The sequence below is a fragment of the Bradyrhizobium centrosematis genome, assembly GCF_045571495.1.
GTDB classification, from domain to species: domain Bacteria; phylum Pseudomonadota; class Alphaproteobacteria; order Rhizobiales; family Xanthobacteraceae; genus Bradyrhizobium; species Bradyrhizobium centrosematis.
In genome coordinates this window covers 5,089,322-5,109,201 of sequence record NZ_CP120703.1, presented here as the reverse complement: position 1 = coordinate 5,109,201, position 19,880 = coordinate 5,089,322, and the positions used below count along the sequence as shown (strand labels likewise).

The 19,880-nt window shown below is 65.8% G+C and carries 18 protein-coding genes; 5 read left to right on the top strand and 13 right to left on the bottom strand.

Annotated elements, in window-relative coordinates; genetic code table 11:
• Window positions 1-58: 58 nt before the first annotated feature.
• A complete protein-coding gene (locus tag P6U31_RS24540) occupies window positions 59-1,162 on the bottom strand; it encodes a DUF2336 domain-containing protein (protein WP_407184339.1) in 1,104 nt (367 codons plus the stop codon).
• Between the two features lie 60 nt (window positions 1,163-1,222).
• Window positions 1,223-2,380, bottom strand: coding sequence for a GGDEF domain-containing protein (locus tag P6U31_RS24535; RefSeq protein ID WP_407184338.1), 1,158 nt, complete (start codon window positions 2,378-2,380; stop codon window positions 1,223-1,225).
• Window positions 2,381-2,818: 438 nt separating this feature from the next.
• Here P6U31_RS24535 and P6U31_RS24530 point away from each other — a divergent pair, with 438 nt between their 5' ends.
• The 4 genes from P6U31_RS24530 to P6U31_RS24515 all read left to right on the top strand — a co-directional run bounded on the left by P6U31_RS24530 (window position 2,819) and on the right by P6U31_RS24515 (window position 6,952).
• Window positions 2,819-3,388: a sigma-70 family RNA polymerase sigma factor gene (locus P6U31_RS24530; protein WP_407184337.1), complete on the top strand. Its 570-nt coding sequence runs from the start codon at window positions 2,819-2,821 to the stop codon at window positions 3,386-3,388.
• Complete coding sequence (locus P6U31_RS24525; protein WP_407184336.1) at window positions 3,385-4,080, top strand: hypothetical protein; 696 nt, start codon at window positions 3,385-3,387, stop codon at window positions 4,078-4,080. The genes P6U31_RS24530 and P6U31_RS24525 overlap by 4 nt, the downstream gene beginning before the upstream one ends.
• A gap of 16 nt (window positions 4,081-4,096) precedes the next feature.
• Window positions 4,097-5,812: a S8 family serine peptidase gene (locus P6U31_RS24520; protein WP_407184335.1), complete on the top strand. Its 1,716-nt coding sequence runs from the start codon at window positions 4,097-4,099 to the stop codon at window positions 5,810-5,812.
• A 525-nt stretch (window positions 5,813-6,337) separates the two neighbouring features.
• Window positions 6,338-6,952, top strand: coding sequence for a TIGR03809 family protein (locus P6U31_RS24515; RefSeq protein WP_407184334.1), 615 nt, complete (start codon window positions 6,338-6,340; stop codon window positions 6,950-6,952).
• 127 nt (window positions 6,953-7,079) lie between these two features.
• On the opposite strand, the gene P6U31_RS24510 is transcribed toward P6U31_RS24515, so the two are convergent.
• The 6 genes from P6U31_RS24510 to P6U31_RS24485 form a co-directional block, all read right to left on the bottom strand.
• Entirely contained in the window at window positions 7,080-8,450 is a 1,371-nt protein-coding gene (locus tag P6U31_RS24510) for a TIGR03808 family TAT-translocated repetitive protein (protein ID WP_407184333.1), read from the bottom strand.
• A 93-nt stretch (window positions 8,451-8,543) separates the two neighbouring features.
• On the bottom strand, window positions 8,544-9,203 hold the full coding sequence (locus P6U31_RS24505) for a pyroglutamyl-peptidase I (protein ID WP_407184332.1): 660 nt from the start codon (window positions 9,201-9,203) through the stop codon (window positions 8,544-8,546).
• A complete protein-coding gene (gene meaB / locus P6U31_RS24500; RefSeq protein WP_407184331.1) occupies window positions 9,200-10,189 on the bottom strand; it encodes a methylmalonyl Co-A mutase-associated GTPase MeaB in 990 nt (329 codons plus the stop codon). Before meaB ends, P6U31_RS24505 begins: the two co-directional genes overlap by 4 nt.
• Before the next feature lie 51 nt (window positions 10,190-10,240).
• Window positions 10,241-11,752, bottom strand: coding sequence for a tripartite tricarboxylate transporter permease (locus tag P6U31_RS24495; RefSeq protein WP_407184330.1), 1,512 nt, complete (start codon window positions 11,750-11,752; stop codon window positions 10,241-10,243).
• A gap of 7 nt (window positions 11,753-11,759) precedes the next feature.
• Window positions 11,760-12,251, bottom strand: coding sequence for a tripartite tricarboxylate transporter TctB family protein (locus P6U31_RS24490; RefSeq protein WP_407184329.1), 492 nt, complete (start codon window positions 12,249-12,251; stop codon window positions 11,760-11,762).
• Window positions 12,252-12,524: 273 nt separating this feature from the next.
• Entirely contained in the window at window positions 12,525-13,517 is a 993-nt protein-coding gene (locus tag P6U31_RS24485; protein WP_407184328.1) for a tripartite tricarboxylate transporter substrate binding protein, read from the bottom strand.
• Window positions 13,518-13,733: 216 nt separating this feature from the next.
• Between P6U31_RS24485 and P6U31_RS24480 the strand changes: the two genes are divergently transcribed.
• On the top strand, window positions 13,734-14,201 hold the full coding sequence (locus P6U31_RS24480) for an SRPBCC family protein (RefSeq protein ID WP_407184327.1): 468 nt from the start codon (window positions 13,734-13,736) through the stop codon (window positions 14,199-14,201).
• 7 nt (window positions 14,202-14,208) lie between these two features.
• Here the strand turns inward: P6U31_RS24480 and P6U31_RS24475 are convergent, their stop codons facing one another.
• From P6U31_RS24475 to P6U31_RS24455, 5 genes are read right to left on the bottom strand one after another with little or no spacing between them, the layout of a single operon-like run.
• Window positions 14,209-14,979 (bottom strand): RsiV family protein, encoded by a 771-nt coding sequence (locus P6U31_RS24475; protein WP_407189936.1) that lies wholly within the window; start codon window positions 14,977-14,979, stop codon window positions 14,209-14,211.
• Between the two features lie 31 nt (window positions 14,980-15,010).
• Window positions 15,011-15,301: a nucleotidyltransferase family protein gene (locus P6U31_RS24470; protein ID WP_407184326.1), complete on the bottom strand. Its 291-nt coding sequence runs from the start codon at window positions 15,299-15,301 to the stop codon at window positions 15,011-15,013.
• Window positions 15,302-15,335: 34 nt separating this feature from the next.
• A complete protein-coding gene (gene scpA, locus P6U31_RS24465; RefSeq protein WP_407184325.1) occupies window positions 15,336-17,492 on the bottom strand; it encodes a methylmalonyl-CoA mutase in 2,157 nt (718 codons plus the stop codon).
• Between the two features lie 24 nt (window positions 17,493-17,516).
• On the bottom strand, window positions 17,517-17,981 hold the full coding sequence (locus P6U31_RS24460) for a GFA family protein (RefSeq protein ID WP_407184324.1): 465 nt from the start codon (window positions 17,979-17,981) through the stop codon (window positions 17,517-17,519).
• Window positions 17,978-19,849 (bottom strand): methylmalonyl-CoA mutase family protein, encoded by a 1,872-nt coding sequence (locus P6U31_RS24455; protein ID WP_407184323.1) that lies wholly within the window; start codon window positions 19,847-19,849, stop codon window positions 17,978-17,980. Before P6U31_RS24455 ends, P6U31_RS24460 begins: the two co-directional genes overlap by 4 nt.
• Window positions 19,850-19,880 lie beyond the last annotated feature (31 nt).

The window sequence follows — 19,880 nt, the reverse complement described above, 5'->3', positions numbered from 1 at the left end:
AAGCTAAAGCGCGATGACGATTCGTCCTAATCGCATCGCGCTTTAGGCTCTGCGAGCCTCACGCCGCCGGAATCGTGCTCTGCTGCATGCGGTGGAAGCGCAGCACCTGCTGTGCGGTCGATGAACGCAGCGCCTCGTAACTGTCCCGCAGCGTCAGCATGTCGGTCTGCGAGCCGCCTGAGAGCTTCTCGCGCATCGCGATGATGGCGCGCACGCTCGGCCAGGACATGCCGGCGACCTTGGCGAGGATCATCACGCCCTCGGTGCGGCTTTCGATCATCATGGTCTCGGCGGTCTCGACCGCCACGCCGGCGAGCGCGGCGAGCCCCGCATTGGTTTCGTCGAACTTGCCCTGCTCGGCGAAAGCGGTGACCTGGAATTCGTCGAGACGGCCGTCCTCGTGCAGCGACTTCACCAGCGCGCGCGCCATCTCGGTCTGCTTCGTCATGGCGGCGGCGCGGACTCGCTGGGCCGCTTCCTGGACCACGCTCGACACCTCGTCCACGAGCCCCGGATGCGCGGCCGCGAGCTTCCTGCGCACGCTCAAGGACGCCTTGGCGACCAGCTTCAAATAGTGGTGGCGCGGCAGGTCGGGTCGCAGGCCGATGCAGGTGGCGAGATCGTCGTCGCGTTCGGCGCGCGTGACGAGGTCGGACAGGCATCCCTCAGAGAACCGCGCGCCCGGATTCCTGACGGTCGACTGCACCACGTCCTCGTTGCCGCGCGTCACCAGCACGTCGGTCAGCGCCTCCGACAGGACCCGCCGCAGCGAGATCGCCTTGAGATGCGCCTGGCCCCTCGTGCGCGCGATCTCGATCAAGGTCGTCTCGTCCAGCCGTTCGGATTTCGACAGCACCGGGCCGGAGACCTCGATGACCTCGTCGAGCGCGAGCGTGCGGATGATTTTTGGCGGCGCGGCCGCGATCGGTGCGAGGCGCTCGGCGAGCAGCGCCCTGGCCGAGGTCTCGATCTGCTCGATCAGGCACTGGAACACGTCGTCGAACACGCGGATGTGGTCGTCGGAATAATCCAGCGCGTTGCCCACGAAGAGATCGGTGACGCGACGCAGCGTCTCGACTCGGCGCGCCACGGTGCCGTGCGAGAGCGCCGCCTGCAATTCGTCGAGCAGGTTCTCGGATGACTTTGCGGATTTGGATCTCATTGCCCTGTCCTGGAGCGTTTGGTCCGGCGGCTTCTGCCGAACCGGGGGAAAATGGATTGGTCAGCTCGTTGCAATGCGGTTGCGCCCTTGCGCCTTGGCGGAATAGAGCGCGCTGTCGGCGCGCGCGAGAAATGTATCGGCAGTATCGGTCTCGCGCAGCGTCACGACGCCGGCAGAAATGGTCACGCGCATGCTGAGGCAGAATGCGCCCCAGTCGAGATCGGCGACGATGCTGCGCAAGCGCTCGAGCATGTGCTGCGCGGCTTCGCCCGACGTGTCCGGCAGCAGCAGCAGGAATTCCTCGCCACCGTAGCGGCCGAAGCTGTCGGACGGGCGGATATTGGCGAAAATGGTGATCGCGAAGGTGCGCAGCACCTCGTCGCCGACAGGATGGCCGTGAGCGTCGTTGATGCGCTTGAACCAGTCGAGATCGATCAGGGCGATCGCGCAGGGCGTCGAGGTCTGCCGCGCCTTTTCGATCGCGCCATCGAGCAGCCGCATGATGCAGCGGCGGTTATAGGAGCCGGTCAGCTCGTCGAGCTCGGCCAGCTCCTCGATGCGCTGATAGGCGGCCTTCAGCTCGATGCTGCGCCGGTACAGGATCTTGCGCAATGTGGCGCCGAACAGGCCGAGGAAAGCGCACTGGCCGATCACCAGCACGAAGCAGAGCATCGAGGCGGTGCGCTCCAGACGGGTCGCGACCGGCAGTCCGATCGGCAGGTCCGAACCCAGGAAGACGAAGGCCAGCCCGCAGGTGGCGAGGCCCCAGGTGACCATCGCCTGGCTCGAGGTCATGCGCAGCGTGCCAAACGCGAAAATCAGAAACAGCACGGCGATGAAGGCGACCCCGACCGTCGGCACGGCGAGCAGGAATACCAGTTGCAGCGCCATGTGCGCCGAGATCTGGAAGACGGTGAGGTAATGATCCTCGAAGCGGTCGCCGATGCCGGCTTCCGACAAGACGGTGAAGGTTCCGATGATCAGGAGGCCGCCGAGCCAGAACAGCGAGGGAACGGCCATCGAGACCGCGCCGCCATAGGCGTAGAGCAGCAGGACCGAGGCGCCCAGCGAATAGCTCGCGACCTGACCGACATACATCTGGCGGCGCTGTCGGATGCGGCGCGCCAGGACTGCCGGGGCCGCCGTCTCGGGCGCGAGGACGGTATCCGCGACCTCAGCGGCATTCCTCTCGGGAAAGGACGTCGCGGCCCTGCTCATGGTCCCGCCAATGGTGGATGTCAGCGGAAAAATCTACGTGGCAAGCCTTTAGGTTTGGTATCCTTTTGGAGCCGAATCCGAACCGTGCAGCACGGAACAGGATGATGGGCCGGCGAAGAAATTTCGCCGGCGACGAGCCATCAGTTTGCAATGCCATCGAGCCTCAGCCAGGCTTGGCGAGACATATGTCGTGCAACGCTGCTATGGAACCGGACGAGGCCGGCCGCCTGTGCCGGACAGGCATTCCGTAAGGAAGCAACTAAGTATTATGTTACCAATCTGGATTGTGGCGGCCGACGGTCGCAGATGGGACAAGAAAGATACGGGTATGTGGGGTGGATCACACAGAAGCCCGTATGACTGCGGTAGCTTGAACAATTTTGCACCCCCCGTCGAACCGTCCGCCGCGCCGACCCGACCAACTTTGCGAGACGGCCTTTGAGCGCGACACAGGCGGCTTCGGACGAGATCCTGATCGCCAGGATCGCTCAAGGTGACCGGCTCGCCATGCAGGTGCTGTACGGGCGGCACCACGTCAGGGTGTACAGGTTCGGGCTCAGGCTTGTGCGGGACGAGCAGGCGGCGGAAGACCTCATCAGCGAGGTGTTTCTCGACGTCTGGCGTCAGGCCGGCAAGTTCGAGGGCCGATCCGCCGTTTCCACTTGGCTGCTGGCAATTACGCGATTCAAGGCCCTGTCTGCGCTCCGGCGCAGGAAGGATTTTGAGCTGGACGAAGAAGCCGCCAACGCGATCGAGGATGCGTCCGACGATCCGGAAACGGTGGTGCAGAAGAAGGATACCAGTGAAGCGTTGCGGGGGTGTCTGGCGGGCCTCTCGCCGGAACACCGGGAAATCGTCGATCTCGTCTACTACCACGAGAAGTCCGTGGAAGAGGTGGCCGAAATCGTCGGGATACCGGAGAACACTGTGAAGACGCGCTTGTTTTATGCGCGCAAGAAACTGGCCGAACTGCTGAAGGCAGCCGGCGTTGAGCGAGGCTGGCCATGATGGCTTTGAGCAAGAAGATGCTGGAGCAAGAGCCCGGTGACATTGAACTACTGCTGCCCTGGCACGCGGCCGGCACGCTGAACGCGCGCGATGCGCGTCGGGTCGAGGAAGCGCTGGCGCGCGATCCCGAGCTTGCCAAGCAATATGCCGCGATCCGCGGCGAATACGAAGAGACCATCCATCTGAACGAGAGCCTCGGTGCTCCGTCGGCGCGCGCGATGCAGAAGCTGTTCGCCGCGATCGACGCCGAACCGGCGCGGGCGAGCGGCCCGCTGCCGTTGTCGGCGCGCATTTCGACTTTCTTTGCCAGCCTGTCGCCGCGCACGCTGGCGTGGTCGGCGAGCCTCGGCGCCGTCGCGCTGGTGCTGCAAGCCGGTGTCATCGGTGCCGTGCTGATGAAGAACCAGCCCGCGACCTTCCAGACCGCCTCGCTCTCGACCGGCGCGCCGATCACGCGCGAGTTTGGCGGCGCCGCTGCGCCGGCACGCGCGCTGGTGCGCTTCACGCCCGAGGCGCGCATTTCCGACATCACCTGGCTGCTGGACAGCTACCACGCCTCGATCATCGACGGGGCCAAGGGCGGCATGTTCCGCCTCCAGTTCGACAAGGCGATGAGCCAGGACGAGCTCGCTTCGCTGCTCGGCAAGATGCAGCGCGAGAAGTTCGTGAACCTCGCCGTCGCGGCGCCCTAGGCGCGCCGCTGACCCGATGATGGGCAAATCCGAGAGCAGGATGCGCGCCCGGGCCTACGCTTCATCGGTCGGCGCCGCGCTTCTGATCGCCGCCTGTCTCGGCGTCGATGTTGCGCAGGCGCAGGCGATCATGCGCACGCCCACGATCAGCGTCCCCTCGCGAACGCCGACCATCTCGTCCAGCATTACCCCGCGCGTCGCGCCGACAGTGTCGGCCAGGGCCGTGTCCGTCGATCGCGGGCCGCGGACGATAGCGACCATTCCCCACACCACGACGTCGCGTATCCGGTCGACGACGACGGTGCTGCCTTATGCGCGCTACTCGCCGAACCTCTATCCAGCCTGCAGCGCGCCCTATCGCGACGCCGACGGCGAATGCCTGGCGCAGCCGAACGCAGGCGGCGCCGGCTCAGCCAAATCCGGCCAGAAGAGTGCAGGCAAGGGCCGCGGCAAGGCCGCGCCGGCCGTTGCCAATCTGCGCAGCTTCGCCAACGAATTCGTGGCGGAGATCGACGGCACGCTGTCGCCCGGCGATGCCGACGAGCTTGCCCGCCGGCACGGCCTGACGCGCATCTCCTCGGAAAATTTTCCGCTGATCGGAGCCACGTTCGGTCTGTTCCGCATCGCAGATGGCCGGCCGTACGAGACGGTGCGGCGCGAATTCGCAGCGGACGGCAGCGTGCGCTCGGTCCAGCCGAACTTCCGTTATGTGCTCCAGGACCAGAAATCGGCGATCCCGAGCGAGGGCGATCCCGCGCAGTATGCCCTGGCCAAGCTCCGTTTGCCGCAGGCGCACACGCTGGTGCACGGCGCCAACGTCACGGTTGCCGTGATCGACTCCGGCATCGATGCCAGGCATCCCGAGCTCGCCGATTCCGTCGCTGACAATTTCGATGCCCTCGGCAGCGCCGAGGGGCCGCACGTCCACGGCACCGGCATCGCCGGCGCGATCGTGGCGCATGCCCGGTTGATGGGCAGCGCCCCCCAGGCGCGCATCATCGCGATCCGCGCCTTTGGCGGAGCCAATAGCAGCGCCGAAAGCTCGTCCTACATCATCCTGCGTTCGCTGAATTACGCCGCCGAGCACGGCGCGCAGATCGTCAATATGAGCTTTGCCGGTCCGAAGGACGCGGTGATCGAACGCGCCATCGCGGCGACCGCCGCGCGCGGGCTCGTGCTGATTGCGGCCGCCGGCAATGCCGGCGCGAAGTCGCCGCCGCTCTATCCGGCCGCCAATCCCAACGTGATCGCGGTCAGCGCGACCGACCAGCAGGACAGGCTGTTCACCGCGTCCAACCGCGGCAATTACATCGCGATCGCAGCGCCGGGGGTCGATATCTTCCTTCCGGCACCTGACGGCAAATACCAGATGACGTCGGGAACATCGTTTTCGGCCGCCTATGTCTCTGGTGTTGCGGCGCTGCTGCTCGAGCGCAACTACGCCTTGAAGCCGGAAGCGCTGCGCATGACGCTGACAAAGACGGCGCGCGACCTCGGTTCTCCCGGGCGTGACGAGCTTTTCGGCGACGGCCAGGCCGACGCATTTGCCGCGGTCATGGCCGTTCCCGCCGCCAGCGCGACGCCGGTTGCGGCTGCGTCCGGTACAACAAAACGTGAAGACGCCGGGAAGCGTGGCGACGAGCTCAATAGCCGCGCGATCGAACAACCCTCGCTGTCGAGCGCGGATGATAAATCCACGGTTTCTCAGGCGGATAGGCCAGCGACGCGCTAGCGGTTGCGGCAAAGACGCGCGCGAGATCGAAGCTCAAAAAAGCAAACCCCGCGTTGAACGTTCAGCTGGCTGCCACGACCAAATTATGTGGGAGCGGTCATCCCTCCCCATCGGTCATATCAGGCGCGAGCGCCCATCCACCCCAAGCGCCCATATGGCTCGACCCGTCCGGTTGTCCCCCCGGACGGGTCTTTCTTTTTGGGCGTCCGATTCTTCGAAACGTTGAGTGGATTCAGCTTTCGGTTGAAAGTCGCGCCCGCCTGTATGGCGTCGCTCGGCCAGCCATGCCGCAAGCCCGCTATGCTTGTGCGAAGCTTGACTCGAAAACACAGGAAATCTCCGCACAACTACGGTCTTTGAGGAGGAGCGTTGTGTCGTTGCTGGACAAGTCAAATCTTTTCCACAAAATATTCATGTCGCGTCTAAATTGATTCGTGTGCGTTGCGTCCCCCGCGTCCGTGTTTTCTCCTGACGGGCTGGTTCATGACACATCGCCAAGGATCTGACTGCACGTCTGATCGTGCCGTGGCCGTTGGCCGCGACCTCGCGCTGCGCTGGTGCGCTCTTGCCGAGCAACGGCTGCAGCATCTCTCCGAAATGTTCGAGACCGGCCGCTGGCGCCGCTATCACTCCGAGATCGCTTTCCTCGAAAACATCCAGGAAGCCAAGCGCGCCGTTCAGACCTGGCGCGCGCTCGCAACCGGCGGGGACGTCGCCGAGGCGGCTGCCAGCGTGACGCCCGCATTCGGTTGGTCGCCGGCGACCATGCCCCGCGTGTTTCCGCGTGTGCAGCAGGCGCAGACCGTGCAGCCGAAGGCGGTCCACATCGCTCCCGAGACCGCCGTGCCGGTCAGGCTCGATCCGAAGTCGGACATCCTGGCGGAGATCGCCGAAGCCCCGCTCGCCGCGCCCCTGGCGCCGGCAGCGAGGCCGTCGTTCACCGCGCCGGCCGAGATGCCGCCGCTCGCAGTAGCCGCCGCGAAGCCGCCGAACACCGCGCCTGCAGCGATGGCTGCGCTTCTGCCGCAGTTCGCCCCGCCGGCCGACGAAATCGTCGCAGCCCCCGAGCGCGTCGTCGAATTCACCTTCAGCCTCGACGGCCTCGAGGCCAAATACCCACTGCTCAGGAACGCGTTCTAAGGCGGTGAGTGAGACCAGAGAAGTGTCGGCCGTCTCTCTCGCCCCGTCATCCTGAGGTGCGAGGCATGAGACGCGACGCGTCCCATGGGGAGCCTCGAAGGATGAGCGGCCTGGCTGTCGGCCGAGCCTATCTGCGCACCGCGTTCCCGCCGAGCACCACCTGGGCAAATCGCTGCGCGCCGTCAGCCGACAGGTCCGAGGTCACGGCACGCGCGTGATCGAGGCCGACCACGGCGCCGCGCGGGGTTTCCGAGATCATGTTGTTGTTGACCAGCGCGATGCCGGCGCCCGGCACGACGGAGACGCCGACGCCGGCCAGCGCCTTGCGGATCACATTGCCCGTGATCGCGACATCGCGCAGATATTTGCCCCAGCCCGCGACGATGCCGTAGGACGGCGCGTTCTCGATCACGTTGCCGGTCACCGCTGTATCGGCCTCGATGTAGATGCCGACGCCGGCATCGTCGTCCGGCGCGGTGCCGATCGGCCGTTTCGGGATCAGATTGCGGATGATGTTGCCCTGGACCACCGCGATGCGGCCGCCTTCGTTGAAATTGCAGACGGAGACGCCGACGGCGGCGCCATCGACGGTATTGTTGGCGATCACGGCGGCTTCGAACGCGAACTCCGAATAGAGCGCGACCTCGCGCACGTCGTTGACGCTGTTGCCTGATATCTGGATGTTCGAGGCGGAGTTGCCGCGCACCGCCGAGTAGTCACAGTTCCTGATGCGGTTGCCGCGCACGATCACGTTGCCGGCACGGAAAGCGTTGATCGCATTGCCGTACTGGCCGGAGCCGCCGGGGCCTGCCTTGATGTTCTCGATGCGGTTGTCGGCGACCAGCGTGCCGTCGTCGCCGATCGCGGTGCGCAGGATCTCGATGCCGTTGTCGTTGGTGCCGAGAATCGTGTTGCGGCAGACGCTGAGGCCTTTGGCGTCGAACGAGACCACCGCCGTCACCGCGATGTTGGTCAAGATGTTGCCGGCGATGTCGCCGGTGACCTGCTCGAGCCAGATTCCGCTGCCGCCCGAGTTCGTGATCTCGCAATCGGCGATGCGGACGTCACGGCCGCCGAGCACATGGATCAGCCCGCGCCGCGCCGGCAGCGGAATGCTGCCGCCGTCGAAGGTGATGCCGGTGACTCCGATGGAATCCGAACCGTCGCTCTGGACCGCCGAGGGCCCGCCGGTGAAGACGAGTCTCGTTGCGCCGCGCACGCCGATCAGCTGCGCGCCGTTCGGCAGCCGCAACGGTCCGCTGCGGTAAACGCCGGGCGGCAAGGCCAGCGGCATCTGTGCCCGCGCCGCCTCGTCGATCGCACGTTGCAGCGCGCGGGTCTGGTCTTCGCTGCTGCCGGGGCGCACGCCGTATTGCGTGGCATCGCGGCCGAGCAGGGACGTCAGCGGCGCGGCGCGTGCCGCGTCCGCCGGCATCGCCAGCGCACCCGCAAGGCCTGCGGTCGAAGCTCCGATGAGGTGACGGCGATTGAGGTCCATGACGCGTCCTCCGGCGGACGCGGGGTGTCCGCGCCGACTAGGTAGCGCAGCGCGGCCGGGCTGGTGGGGATTGTTTGCGGTAGGGTTAAGTGTTTACCGCGAGGCCGGCGTGGTCCGCCGCTTTCTTGCCAGCCCCACCATCTCCATCAGCATCGCTTCCCCCGCATCCACCAGCTCCTCCAGCGTGATCCGGGCTGCGCCCTTGCGACGCACCGCGCCGCTGCGCGCCAGCGGGGGGATGTGGATGAACGCCGCAAGCTGCGGACCGCCCGCCCTGACCTTCTCGATCGCGCGCCAGCTCAGATAGTTGCAGAGATAGGCGCCGGCATCGCGCGAGGACCGCGCATCGATGCCGGTGAGGCGCGCGGCGCGCAGCAGCCTTGCCGTGTGCGGGCCGAACGTCATCGCATCCGCATGACCGGCAATGCCGCGCTTGCTCGAGCGGGTGTTGGCGGCGTCGGGCCAGAGCATGGTGACGGCGTTGCGCGCGCGAGTTTCGATCCGCAGATAGGGCGTGCGCGCGGCGAGGCCGAACATCAAAAGCGCGTCCGGCTTCACATTCGCGAGCACGTCAGGCAATTGCCGGTCGACCGCGGCGTAGGTGACCGGGAAGATGTGGCTGGAGATCGCGACGTCATCGAGTGCCGGACGGCGCAGTTGCGCGAGCCGCGCCACCAGCGGCTGGGTGGGATTGTAGGGCGCGCCGGGAAACGGCCCGAAGCCGGTGAGGAGAACGCGGAGCTTGTCGCTCATTGCAGCAACTCCAATATCTGCTCGGCGGCGAGAGCCGGCGTGAGATGTCCCTCGGCGACCTCGGCCTCGATCTTCCGGACCTTGGTGCGAACCGAGGCCTCGCTGCGCAGCCGCGCCAGCATCCGCTGCTCCAGCATCGACCACATCCATTTCACCTGCTGGTCGCGCCGCCGTGCGGCGAAATCGCCGCACGCGTTCATTGCCTTGCGATGGTCGAGGACCTTTTGCCAGAGCTCGGCGATGCCGGTGCCGACCAGCGCCGAATAGGTGACGACGGGCGGATGCCAGTGCTCGGATCGGGGGCTGAGAATATGGAGCGCACCGCGATAATCGGCGGCGGTGACGTTGGCGCGCTTGAGATTGTCTCCGTCGGCCTTGTTGATCGCGATCATGTCGGCGAGTTCGACCAGCCCCTTCTTGATACCCTGCAACTCGTCGCCGCCGCCCGGCAGCATCAGGGCGAGAAAGAAATCGGTCATGTCGCAGACGGCGGTCTCGGATTGGCCGATGCCGACGGTTTCCACCAGCACGACGCCGAAGCCGGCGGCCTCGCAGAGCAGCATCGCCTCGCGCGTCTTCGCCGCGACGCCGCCGAGCGTGCCGGAGGATGGTGAGGGTCGGATGAAGGCATGATCGGACGCCGCGAGCCGCGCCATCCGCGTCTTGTCGCCGAGGATCGAGCCGCCGCTGCGCGCCGAGGACGGATCGACTGCGAGCACGGCGACCTTGTGGCCCTGCTCGATGAGGTAAGTGCCGAGCGCATCGATGGTGGTGGATTTGCCGACGCCCGGCGATCCCGTGATGCCGACGCGAAACGCCTTGCCGGTGTCGGGCAGCAGCATCTGCACCAGCTCCCGCGCCAGCGCCTGGTGGTCGCTGCGCCGGCTCTCCACCAGCGTGATGGCCCGGGCGAGGGCCGCGCGACTGCCGGCGCGGACGTCGCGGGCGAGGGACTTGATGTCGAGCGAGGCTTTCTTCTCAGTCATGCCCTGCTTTACAACGCCCCGGCGAGGCAGGCGAGGCCCGCCCGCCCGATATCACCGGCCCGTTGCCGCGGCGGCTTGCGGCTGTTTCACCTTGCGCCAGAGCCAGACCATCACCGGCCACAGCAGCGCGCCGATCGCCATCGCGGCGAGGATGGCGGCGACCGGGCGTTCGAAGAACGGCAAAATGCTGCCATCGGACTTGATCAGCGACGTGACGAAGGCCTGCTCGACCATGGTGCCCATGACGATGCCGAGCACCATCGCGGCGACCGGATAGCCGTTCGCCTCCATGACATAGCCGATCACGCCGAAGGCGGCGACGGTGATGACGCCGAACATGTTGTTGCCGATCGCGAACGAGCCGACCGCACAGCACAGCATGATGATCGGCATCACGGTGGATCGCGGCGCCAGCAGGATGTAGGCGGCGACCCGGATCATGGCGATACCGAGCGGGATCATCAGGATGTTCGCGATGATGAACATCAGGTAGATCGCGTACATGCTTGACGCCTTCTCGGTGAACAGCGTCGGGCCCGGATTGAGCCCCTTCATGTAGAGCACGCCGATCGCGATCGCGGCGATGGTGTCGCCGGGAATGCCGAACAGCAGGGAGGGTACCCAGCCCGAGGCGATGCTGGCATTGTTGCTGGCGCCGGCCTCGACCAGGCCCTCGACATGGCCGGTGCCGAATTTTTCCGGCTCCTTGGAGAAGCGCTTCGACATCGCATAGGAGACCCAGGCGGCCATGTCGGCGCCGGCGCCGGGCAGCACGCCGATGATGATGCCGACGATGTTCCCGCGCGTCATCTGCCAGTGATAGAGCTTGGTCAGCTTCCACTGGCCGGCCATGATGCTTCCGAACTTGCGCCGCGGCAGCGGCGGCGGCTCGGGCGTCAGCATCGCCCGCATGACCTGCGCCACCGCGAACACGCCGACCAGCGCCGGGATCGGCTCGATGCCGCCGAACAGATCCGTAACGCCGAATGTGAAGCGAGGGACGCCGCCGGGATTCTCGATGCCGATGCAGGAGACGAGCAGGCCGATGAACATGCCGGCGATCGCCTTCACCGGCGAGGAACGTGCCACCAGCGTGGCGCACATCAGGCCGAGCAGCGCCAGCCAGAAATATTCGAAGGTCGAGAACGACAATGCGATCTCGGCGAGCGGCGGTGCCAGGATCATCAGCGACAGCACGCCGGCAATGCCGCCGACCGCGGAGAACCACACGCCGGCACCTAATGCGAGTTCCGCCTGGCCTTTGCGCGTCATGGCATAGGCCTCGTCCGCATAGGCGGCGGAAGCCGGCGTGCCGGGGATGCGCAGCAGCGCGCCCGGAATATCGCCGGAGAAGATCGCCATCGAGGATGCCGCCACGATGGTCGCGATCGCCGCGATCGGCGACAGGTAGAAGGTGACGGGGACGAGCAGGGCGGTGGCCATCGTCGCCGAGAGGCCCGGCAGGGAGCCGATCACGAGGCCGTACACGGAGGCCGCGAACATCGCGATGATGACCTCCCAGGTGGAAATCAGCGCGAGGGCATCAATCAGGGTCTTGAGCATGGGATTATCACCAGGGCGTCGGCAACAGGCCGGCGGGCAGCGGCACGCGGAGCAGTTTGCCGAAGATGAGATGGATGGCGAAGGGCGAGAGCGCTGCGAGCGGCAGCGCCAGCTTCCATTTGGCCCCGAGCGCGGTCGAGGTGATGTAGACCATGATCGCCGCGGTGACGATGAAGCCGAGCCGGTCGGCTGCAAACACGTAGAACAGCAGCAATGCGGGCGGCAACAAGGCGCGCAATCCGTACAGCTTGCCTTGCGGCGGCGGGGCTGCCGCCTGGCTGTCCTCCAGCGGGACGAGCTCTTCCTCCTCCTCGAAGGAGTGGCCGATCCCGAACACGATCGCGAGCCCGCACAGCGCCAGCCCTGTGCCGATCACGAGCGGAAACACGTTGGGGCCGACCGGTTGCCCGGGTACCGGCGGCAAAATCCAGCCGCCATAGGCGGCCGCCGCGCCGAGTGCGACGAGAAACGATCCCGTGACGGAGTCGGGAAGACGCATGGGAGAAGTCCTGTCAGAATTCCGGGAGGTGGGCTCCGTCTCCCCGCGTGGGCCGGGCTAACGCATATGCAGAAGGTGCTCGGCCTGCATGGTTCGAGACGCCCGCTTTCGCGGGCTCCTCACCATGAGGGTCTGATATCTCGCCGCAGAACGCGACCTCATCCTGAGGGCCCGCCGCAGGCGGGCGCCTCGAAGGATGGGCTGCAAGCGAGCTACTCGCCGCCTTCTTCTTCATATGCGATAGCCTCGCCGCACGCGAGGAGAGGTGAACAATCACGCCTTGCTGAGGCCGGCCGCCTTCATCGCCTCGCCCATCTGGGCGTCGCCCTTGTCCATGAAGCCAGCGAACTGGCCGGCATCGCCCCACACTGTGCCGAAGCCGCGATTGCTCATGAAGTCCTTGAACTCCGCGGAGTCGTAGACCTTCTTCAGCGCCGCGGTGAGCTTGGACGCGATCTCCGGCGGCAGATTTTTCGGCGCGCCGATGCCGCGCCAGGCGCCAGTCGCATAGTCGATGCCCATCGCCTCCTTCAGCGTCGGCACGTCCTTGAAGACCGGATTGCGCGCCGGCGCCATGATGGCGAGGCTCCTGGCCTTGCCCGCCTCGATGATGGCGCGCGCTTCCGGCACCGAGCAGGTGGTGAGGTCGAGGCCACCGGCGGCGAGATCCTGCATCGCAGGCGCCGCGCCGTTCGACGGCACCCAGGCAACCTGATTGGCCGGCAGGCCCATCGCCTGCATCCAGCCCACCAGCGCCAGATGCCAGATGCCGCCCTGGCCGGTGCCCGAGGCCTTGAACTTGCCGGGAGGCGCCGCCTTGATCGCTTCAGCGAGCTCCTTGACCGTCTTGTACGGCGAAGAGGAGGAGACCTGGATGCCCGGAGGATCCTCGTTCATCAGCGCTAGCGGCGTGTAGCTCTTCGGCGTCAGGTCGGTGAGGCCCTGCCAGTGCATCATCGAGATTTCGACGGTGAGCATGCCGATGGTGTAGCCGTCGGGCTGCGCGGTCGCGATCGCGCTATGGCCGACCACGCCGGAGCCGCCGGTGCGGTTGACCACGTTGAAGGGCTGGCCGAGGTCCTTTTCGAGGAGCGCCGCGACGATACGCGCAGTCGCATCGGTGCCGCCGCCCGCGCCCCAGGGCACGATCACGGTGACCGGACGCGCCGGATAGGCTTGGGCGAGTGCGGGCTTGAACCCGAAAGCGGCGGATGCCGCGACGGCGGCCGTCGAAGCCGCGAAGGTGCGGCGGGAAATCTTGGACATTGAATGCCTCCCAGCGGCGCCCGTGACACCGGGCGCTCTTGTCAATAGCGACATTCTAGTCGGCTTTGCAGCGCCGCCGCAAGGTAGCGCTACCAAGAGATCGACATGTTGTGTGAAAACAGCATGCCGATCGGACCGGCAGTCGGAGATCGGGTGGGTTTTGCCGGCGCAACTCGCCAACCTGAGCGGGTAACGAAAGCCAAAGGCAAGCCCTCGATGACCCAAGCCTATTACAGTGCCGTGCTGGACCGTCCGCTCGACGACGTCTGGTCGCTGATCCGCGATTTCAACAACTATCCCGCCTATATAGACGGCGTGAGCGAGAGCGTGATCGAGGACGACAAGCGCGGCGATGAAGTCGGCGCCATCAGACGCTTTTGCTATCTCGGAAACTGGATCCGCCAGCGCCTGGTCGATCACTCGGACCGGCAGCACACGCTGACTTATGCCGGCCTCGAAGCGTTGCCATATCCGCAAGACGATGGAAGCCTGACGCCGGCGCCGACGCGCTATCAAGGCACCATGCATCTGCGTCCGATCACCGAGGGCAACCGTACCCTCATCGAATGGTCGGTCGCCCTCGATACCGAACCTGCCGACGCCGACCGCTGGCGAGCGCTGTTTGCGTCCTGGATTCCCGATTGGACGGATTCATTGGCGCGGGCTCGTCCGCGATCGGGTTAGGGATCGTTCAGGGCTCGTCCGCGTCGCCCTTCGGCCGCGCGCCGCCGAAAATGCGGATGCCTTCTGCGGTGAGATACGGCTTCAGCGCGTCCCACGGGACGAAAGCGACGTATTCGCCCTCGGCATAGGGGCCGACCGCATAGGGCGGGTAATGGAAGGTGAGCCCGGAGCTCTTGCCTGCTTCGGTCGAGGGGGCGAGCGTCACAGCGCCGATCTTGAGCAGGCTCGGCTCTACGCTCTTGAACCACTCGTCGGTCGCGGTCTCGCCGGCATCGCGCTTCTTCTTCTCGGCCTTGAGCGAGGCGATGATGGCCTTCACCATCGCCTTCAGGGTCGGCCCCTTGTCGGCGGTCTCGGTGAAGAACGGGCGAATCGAGATGCGCTTGTTCTCGGCCTTGTCCCACAAGATCGTGTTCACATCCGAATTGGGATGTGCGCCGTTCGTGTTCATGTAGTCCTTGCGCAGGATGCTGACATAGCGATCGGCGACGACCGAGCGGATCTCATATTTGCGCTCGAAATCCCAGCCGCCGTTCCCAGAGAGCTGCGGGTCAGCCTTGCGCGCGGCGGCGGCTTCCGCGGCATTCTTGTCGAGCCATTTTCTGCCCTCGGCGAGGCAATCCGCCGCCAGTGCGGCATCCGCCTTGATCTTGTCGTCGAGCAGGACGCGCGCCTCGATGCTCTTGGTCTTGATCACCGCGTCGGGCTTGGGGTCGGCGGCGAGGGCGGAAAACGCGTATGTTGCGCTCAGCGCCAGGGCGACGCTCAAACCGGCGATGAATTTCAAGGATGGTGCTCCTGCGTGAGCGTCAGAATATTTCGACAATGTCGTCTGCGCTGTGAGGCGCAAAGCGGGGAGACGTCGAGCGGCGCACAGTTGCCTGCGTTTGCAAGCCGGTCGCACCTTCGATGATATTCTCGACATCGATCAGCTTGAGCAGTGAAAAAGACGTGTCCGGCTCGATCTCGAGCAGAATGTCGATGTCGCTGCCGTAATCTTCGCCGGCCCGCGAGCCAAGAATGGCAAGCTTCGAGACGCCCTTGCCTCTGATGGCGTCGGCATTCTCGCGTATCGCCGCGATGATTTCGTCTCGCGTCATTGACACACTTGGCCGGTTACGGCCAGTCTATCATCTACTCCGCCGCCTCGCTATGGCCGAGCCGGGCGTTGAGCTTGCGGATCAGCTCCTCGGCCGCATCCGCAATCACGGTGCCCGGCGGGAAGATGGCTTCGGCGCCGGCCGCATAGAGCGCATCATAGTCCTGCGGCGGCACCACGCCGCCGACGATGATCATGATGTCGTCACGGCCCTGCTTCTTCAGCGCGGCTTTCAGCTCCGGCACGGCGGTGAGGTGAGCGGCGGCAAGCGAAGAGACGCCGAGGATATGCACGTCGTTCTCGACCGCCTGCCGCGCAGCCTCGTCGGCGGTCGCGAACAGCGGTCCGATGTCGACGTCGAAACCGATGTCGGCGAAGGCGGAGGCGATCACCTTCTGGCCGCGGTCGTGACCATCCTGGCCGATCTTGGCGACCAGGATGCGCGGACGGCGGCCTTCCGCCTCCTCGAAGGCGTCGATCAGCGCCTGAACCTTTTCAACCTGGTTGCCCATGCTGGACGCCTCCCGCTTGTAGACGCCGGTGATGGATTTGATCTCGGCACGGTGGCGGCCGAACACTTTCTCCATTGCGTCAGAGATTTCACCAACGGTCGCCTTGGCCCGTGCGGCATCGATCGCAAGCGCGAGCAGATTGCCGTTGCCTTCGCCGGCTGAGCGCGTCAGCGCGGCGAGCGCAGCATCGACGTCCTTCTGGTTGCGCTCCGATTTCAGCCGCTTCAGCTTGTCGATCTGCAGCCGCCGGACATTGGTGTTGTCGACCTTCAGGATTTCGATTCTGTCCTCGTCGGTCGGCTTATACTTGTTGACGCCGATCACCGCCTGCTTGCCGGCATCGATGCGCGCCTGGGTCTTGGCCGAAGCTTCCTCGATGCGCAGCTTGGGCACGCCGGCCTCGATGGCCTTGGCCATGCCGCCGAGCTCCTCGATCTCCTGGATGTGGCCCCAGGCCTTGGCGGCGAGGTCGCGCGTGAGCCGTTCGACGTAATACGAGCCGCCCCAGGGATCGATGATGCGGGTGGTGCCGCTCTCCTGCTGCAGGAACAGCTGGGTGTTGCGAGCGATGCGCGCCGAGAAGTCGGTCGGCAGCGCCAAGGCCTCATCGAGCGCGTTGGTGTGTAGCGACTGGGTATGGCCTTGCGTCGCCGCCATCGCCTCGACCGTGGTGCGCATCACGTTGTTGAAGACGTCCTGCGCGGTCAGCGACCAGCCCGAGGTCTGGCTGTGCGTGCGCAGCGACAGCGAGCGCGGGTCCTTCGGGTTGAAGGGTTTCAGCAGCTTCGCCCAGAGTAGGCGCGCCGCGCGCAGCTTGGCGACCTCCATGAAGAAGTTCATGCCGATCGCCCAGAAGAACGACAGCCGCGGCGCGAAGCGGTCGACGTCGAGGCCGGCGGCAAGGCCGGCGCGTAAGTATTCGACGCCGTCGGCGAGCGTATAGGCGAGCTCGAGGTCCTGTGTCGCGCCGGCTTCCTGCATGTGATAGCCGGAGATCGAGATCGAATTGTATTTCGGCATCTTTTGCGAGGTGTAGGCGAAGATGTCCGAGATGATCCGCATCGAGGGCGCTGGCGGGTAGATGTAGGTGTTGCGCACCATGAACTCTTTCAGAATGTCGTTCTGAATGGTGCCCGACAGCTTCTCCGGCGGCACGCCCTGTTCCTCGGCGGCGGCGACGTAGAGCGCGAGGATCGGCAGCACCGCGCCGTTCATGGTCATGGACACGCTCATCTGGTCGAGCGGAATGCCCGCGAACAGCGTGCGCATGTCGTAGATGGAATCGATGGCAACGCCGGCCATGCCGACGTCGCCGCCGACGCGCGGATGATCCGAGTCGTAGCCGCGATGGGTGGCGAGATCGAAGGCGACCGAGAGGCCCTTCTGTCCGGCAGCCAGGTTGCGGCGGTAGAACGCGTTGGAATCCTCCGCCGTGGAGAAGCCGGCATATTGCCGGACCGTCCAGGGCTGGTTGACATACATGGTCGGGTAGGGGCCGCGCAGGTATGGCGCGATGCCCGGATAGGTCTCGAGGAAATCGAGCCCGGCGAGATCGGCCTCGCCATAAGCGGGCTTCACCAGAATGCCCTCCGGCGTCAGCCAGGGCTCGGCGCTGCCGGCCGCTGCAGCGGTGGCAGTTCTCTCGAAAGCGATGTCGGCAAAGTTCGGAATGCGGCTCATGGCTTCAACCATATCCTCGGCGCCTTAATCATGATCCGGATGCTGATGGCTGACGATGGTCGCCATCTTCTCCGGTCCGTAATTCTGCTGCGTGGTCTGGCTCGGCAGATTGGCGATGCCGACCACCCAGCCGAGGCGGGATTCGGTGCCGAACTGGCGGGTCGGGATCACCCGGTCGGGGTGGTCGAAGGTGCCGGTCATGATCTCGATCCGGTCGCCGTCAATGCGGCCGAAGCTCAGCGGCGTGCCACAGGCAGAGCAGAAGCCGCGCTCGGCGATGGTGGAGGAGCGGAAGAACGACGGCTGTCCCCTGGTCCAGGCGAAGTCGGTCTTGTTGATGTCGGCAAAGGAGGCGAACGGCGCACCGGCTGCCTTCTGGCACATGCGGCAGTGGCAGATCGAGACCCTGTTTGGCGCCGTCGTAACGCCGAAGCGCACCGCCCCGCATTGGCAGCCGCCGGTCAGAACGGGTTTGCTGGTGTCGGTCATGGCTGCTCCATCCGTCGGTAGGCGTCTTGCAGCGTGGCAAGCGCATCGCCTCCGGCGAAGACAAAACCCGTGACGCCGGCGGCCCGCAGCGCGGCCTCGGCATCCGTCGGGCGGCCCGCCAGATAGATATGTCGGCCGCCTGCGCTTTGCAGGGCCTTGGCTGCAGCTTCAGCGTGTTCCGCATAGACCTTGTCGCTGGAACAAAGGCAGGCGAACTCGGCGCCGGAGGCTTTGAAGGCGGCGGCGAGCTTGGCCGGATCGGCAAAGCCCTCGCTGTCGACGGCCTGAATGCCGCCAGCCTCGAAGAAGCTCTTGGCGAAGGTCGCACGTGCCGTGAAATCGGCGGGCGTGCCGAGATTGGCGAGAAACACTTTTGGCCGCGCGCCGCGCGCCTTCAGCACGGCATCCGACTTGTCGCGCAGCGCCTCGAACGGTTCCGCGAGCCGGATCGGCGGCAGCGCATCGAACTTGTATTTCTGCTCGCCGTAGGGCGGCAGCGCGACCGGCGTCGCTTTCAGGACGGTGGCTTCGCTCTCATGCAAGTTCGGAAACTCGCTGGCGCCGGTCAGCACGTCGCGGCGTTTGGCGATGTTGGCATCGCGCGCCTTGCGTGCGGCCGCGACCTTGCTCTGGAACAGGCCCTGCTGAAGCGCGGCGAAGGCGCCGCCGGCTCTCTCGCTCTCCTGGAACAGCGCCCAGGCGGCTTCGCAGAGTTGCGCCGTCAACGTCTCGATGCCGCCGGCGCCGGCGGCGGGATCGCTGACCTTGGCGAGGTTGCTTTCCTCGAGCAGCAGGAGCTGCGTGTTGCGCGCCACGCGGCGCGCGAACGGATCAGGCAGGCCGAGCGCCAGCGTATGCGGCAGCACCGTGATCGCGTTGGCGCCGGCAAGGCCGGCCGCGAATGTCGCGATGGTCGCGCGCAACATGTTCACGTAGGGGTCGCGCTGCGTCAGCATGCGCCAGGCCGTGTCGGCCGCGATGAACAGCGGCTTTGGCGTCAACCCACACGCCGTTTCGATACGCGCCCACAACAGCCGCAGCGCGCGGAATTTGGCCATGGTCAGGAACTGGTCCGCATCGGCGGCAAGCCGTGCATAGACCATGCCCTGTGCGGTTTCCAGCGGAATGCCGGCACTTTCGATCGCGCGCAGGTAAGCGACGCCGCAGGCGAGCACGAAGGCAAGCTCCTGCACCTCGGAGCCGCCGGCATCGTGGATCACGCGTCCGTCGGCCGAGGCGAACGGCCCCTTGAAGCCGAGCCCGGCGAGGCCCTTGATGGCGCCGGTGATAGCGGGGGCGATCTCCTCCCAAGTGTAAGGGCTGTGTCCCCACACCGCGCCAGCCGCGAGCGGATCGAGGCCGAAGCGGATGTTGCAGGCGGCTGGATCGAGGCCCTTGCCCTTTACATATTCCGCGACATGGATCGCGGCCATCCGTGATTGCGGTCCAATCTCGAGCTCGATGCCAATGCCGGCGTCGAGGTGAATGTCGTTCAGGAGCTTTGCGACCGCGTCGGCCGACGGTTCCAGGCCGAAGCCGCGCGCGCCATTGGCGCCGGCGAACACCAGCGCAAGCCCGGTGGCACCGTTCTCCAGATCCTGCAGCGCCTGCGCGTTCGCGAGCGCTGCATCGGGATGGTCGATCCGCTGCATGATCTGCCACGGTGCCGCCGCAGACCGCCCCACCACGGGCGCAACACCCTTGGCGCGTGGATAGAGCGGATCGATCTTGATCCCGTCATAGGTCTTGCCGACCAGCTTGTCGAACGGCGCGCCCTTGAGCACGCCGTCGACCAGCTTGCGCCAGTCCTCGAGCGTTGCCTTTGGAAAATCCGCCGCCAGCGGCAGGTCGTCAGTCACGGAGGTCATGCGGCGAGAGGCTCCCGAACGTATCGTTATT